The following is a 3,291-nucleotide window of genomic DNA, read 5'->3' as shown; positions in this document are numbered from 1 at the left end:
ATGCGCACACACCTTCATGTCCGCAATAGCCATAGCTGCAATCGTGATCTTCTGGATATGATCAATGAGTCCTGAGCCCAGGAAAGCGTAGCGGAAAACTCCAGCTTCAAACGGTCCAGGTTCCGGGGATCAGATCATATGGCCCTTCGGACAGTTCTGTCCGCTGTGCTGTGAGCGGGGAAAGGCTACAGCTTTGGCCAGCTGCGCGGTTGACGTAAACAGAGGCTAGCGAAAATGGATGGGCTGTGCACCCAGCAATACCCTTGCCAGACAGCTGCCCCACCCCAGACTGCGGTCGAGCATAAGCGGGCGGATCTCTGCTGCTTTGCCTGCGAGTGTGGTATAGGCCTCGTGATTTTCCATCAGCCGCATAAGCGTAGTACGCAGTGCCTCCACATCATTGGCAGGGAAAGTCACACAAGCGGCACCGGCTGTTTCGGCGGCAGGTACAACCGAACTTGTCACGGAGGGCACGCCCTGAGCAGCGGCTTCGAGCACGACCAGCGCCAATCCTTCTGTGACGTCAGCTTGGGTAGGACAAATCAAAAGATCCGCTTTTCCCAAGGCGGCATGCACACCCTTTGCATCCAGAAGTCCTGCGAACTCAATCTGTTCACGGGCGTCGTGCTGGTCTATCGCTTCCGTCAGGATCTCATCAGCACTCCCGGTGCCGGCCAGCGTCAGCCGCGCATCCGGAAAACGCGCTGCCACGGCGCCAAAAGCAGCAAGTAAATCGAATACGCCTTTGTTCGCCTCTATTCTGCCCAAAAAAAGGAGCCTTCTTGCTCTTTCACGTCTGCGCGCAGCCGTCAGATGCTCGGCCATAATCTGTGGCATTTCTGTTTCGACTCTGTGACGAGCTCCAGCCAGTATCTTAAATTGACGTGCGCATTCAACTGAGGTGCTGACGGCTCCCTCTGCGCGTGTCAGGGCCCGTCCCAAACGCCATTGGTCGAAGCGGTTCCTGAGCCGATTTGAGCGCCTTCCCATGGGCCAGAAAGAACCGTGAAGCGTTAGGAATAAGCGCGTTTTATTGGCAATCGCGTGATAGGCCGTCGGCTTCAGATCACCACTCAGGATGACAGCGTCGGGCGACCAGTCATTAATGACTGTTGCAAGACGACGGGCATAGTCGCGTTCTGCCAGATGCCATTTCAGGCCCCGCGCAGAATGATTTCGCCCGACGCAAACGAAATGAAAGCGGGGGTCGGGCACAGTCGGCTGTTCCGGACCTGCGGTGATTATCAGCGCTTCGGCTCCAAGCGCCGCGACCAGGGAATAAAACTGAGCTGAGTAGGATAAGACCGGCACACGCACATCGTGGCGCCCTGCGGCCCACTGTTCGTAGGTGCCTACCACATCGCCTGGACCTGCCATGAACGCCAGCCTCGGCGCTCGCCCGGCGGGCACCTTCAAATGAGTCTGCAGTCGTATCTGCCAATCCGGTGGCAGGACAACCGCTTTGCTTACATCATCTGGAAACTGGGCCAATCCACCTCTCCTATGCCGTCAAATATCTTAGCTATCAGGGTAAATATTCCCGCTTAAAGGGAGTATAGGCTGAAATTCACGTCATGTTCAGCTTTTGGATCGGCGGCACCCCTCAATGTTATGTTGGGTCGGTCGTGCCGCTATGTCCACTGCCCTTTGAGAGCGATCGTCTGCATCTCATGGAAGCGTTAATGCCATAGATTGTATTGGCGAAATAGGGTCACATCGCGGTTGAGCCGTGATGGAAGCCTGTGGCGGAGCCCACTTTTGGGGGCGTGAGATCGGCAGGCTGGGCCATGACGTTCGGCCGGTCCCGCCTGCTTATGTGAAGCCCTTCGTTAAACCGCAGAAGAATGATGCGGCCGATGTTGAGGCGAAGCTGCGACACGGCCTGGGATGCGCTTTGTTCCGGTAAAGAGCGACGACACCCACGGCGCGACACTGGTTTTTCCTGGGCATGAGCTTCTGATCCGGCAGCGCATACAAGCGATCAATGCTCTGGCGGCCATCTGACCGAGTTCGGTCAGATCGTGCCTCAAGGGCAGCAAACGCATCAAACTGATTGTCATCGTTGAGGTCCCGGACAGGGGCATACCCGCCGATGCTGCTGCCACTCTCAATGTATTGGTGATGGCGCTCACCCATCTGGAAGTTGAAATCGCGAAGCTCGACGGCTGATGACTGTGCCAGGGATTGGGTCGGTGATTGCCACGGTGATCGCGATCCTCGCTCCGCCACCTGAGATGTTCCACAAGGTTCGTGATTTTGCAGCGTGGTTGGGCTTGGTGCCGCAGCAGCATTCGACAGGGGGCAGGCAGCGGATTGGTGCGACGGCCAGGCTGGAGGAGCGATCTCTGCGACGGCTGCTGATCATCGGCGCTAATAGCGTGATTATTAAACGACATGTCCATGCTGCCGCAAAGCCACGCACATGGTTGGGCGGGATGCTCACACGCAGGCCACCAATGCTGGTGCGGGTGGCGCTTGCGAATAAAATGGCACGGATCCTTTGGGCCCAGGCTGTGTGGAAACTCTCGCGTATGAGGGCACCTGGTGTCAGAGAGCGAGGTCATTTCTCTGGAAGGCAACAGATTTTGGCCGGGCGCGGTTCGGCCAGCCGTTTTCAGGCCTTTATCGCAGCCTGTATTGGCCCCCGTTTCACCGGACACTCAGGCGGTTGCGGTTTGAGCTGCAATGAACTCGCGTGGCGAGCGCATCTTCAGCCCTGAATGCGGGTGGTTTTCGTTGTAGTCCTCGAACCAGCTGCCGATCAATCCAAGAACGGTCTGGGCATCGGGTAATGGCGTGATCTCGACGTCATCGCGCTTGAGGGTTTTCACGAAGGGTGAACGGGCGAACCCCATGCGTTCGAGTGAGCCCGTGAACGAAATGCCGTTGCTTTGCGGGCTTCTGACCGGCGTGAAGCAGGGTTTCAGGCCGATCTGGCGGGCGAAGATCCGGGTCTCCCTGGCGATATAGGGCGAGCCGTTGTCGGTAAGCATCTCGATAATCGTGGGCGCGCGATAAGCGCTGAAGCGGCGCTCGACCGCCTCCAACATGATGTCACGGATGTCCGAGCCGCTGATGCCGGCATTGGCGACAGCGGTCCAGGCGATGATCCAGCGGTCATGGGCATCGATGATGACGGCGCCACGGATGATGTCGTTGTTCCAACAGGTGAACTCGAATCCGTCGCTGCACCACCGCAGGTTCGATCGCATGACGATGACCTTGCCGTCATGGACATAGTCCGGCCGCTCGGAATATCTGCGCGCCAGCAACAGGTTATGCGCCCGCATG

General features: G+C 57.8%; 2 protein-coding genes and 1 pseudogene. 1 reads left to right on the top strand and 2 read right to left on the bottom strand.

From position 1 onward, the window contains the following. Positions 1–225: 225 nt before the first annotated feature. Positions 226–1,491 (bottom strand): glycosyltransferase family 4 protein, encoded by a 1,266-nt coding sequence (locus tag EG244_RS19930; RefSeq protein ID WP_124966895.1) that lies wholly within the window; start codon positions 1,489–1,491, stop codon positions 226–228. A 241-nt stretch (positions 1,492–1,732) separates the two neighbouring features. Between EG244_RS19930 and EG244_RS19925 the strand changes: the two are divergent. Beyond that, positions 1,733–2,507 (top strand): annotated as a pseudogene (locus tag EG244_RS19925) (IS110 family RNA-guided transposase); the annotation flags it as partial. Between the two features lie 153 nt (positions 2,508–2,660). Here EG244_RS19925 and EG244_RS19920 read toward each other — a convergent pair. Then, on the bottom strand, positions 2,661–3,291 hold a 631-nt coding region (locus tag EG244_RS19920; protein ID WP_148097652.1), incomplete at its 5' end, for a DDE-type integrase/transposase/recombinase.

It is taken from the genome of Falsigemmobacter faecalis (genome assembly GCF_003863335.1).
Lineage (GTDB): Bacteria > Pseudomonadota > Alphaproteobacteria > Rhodobacterales > Rhodobacteraceae > Wagnerdoeblera > Wagnerdoeblera faecalis.
This window is presented reverse-complemented; position numbering and strand designations above follow the sequence as displayed.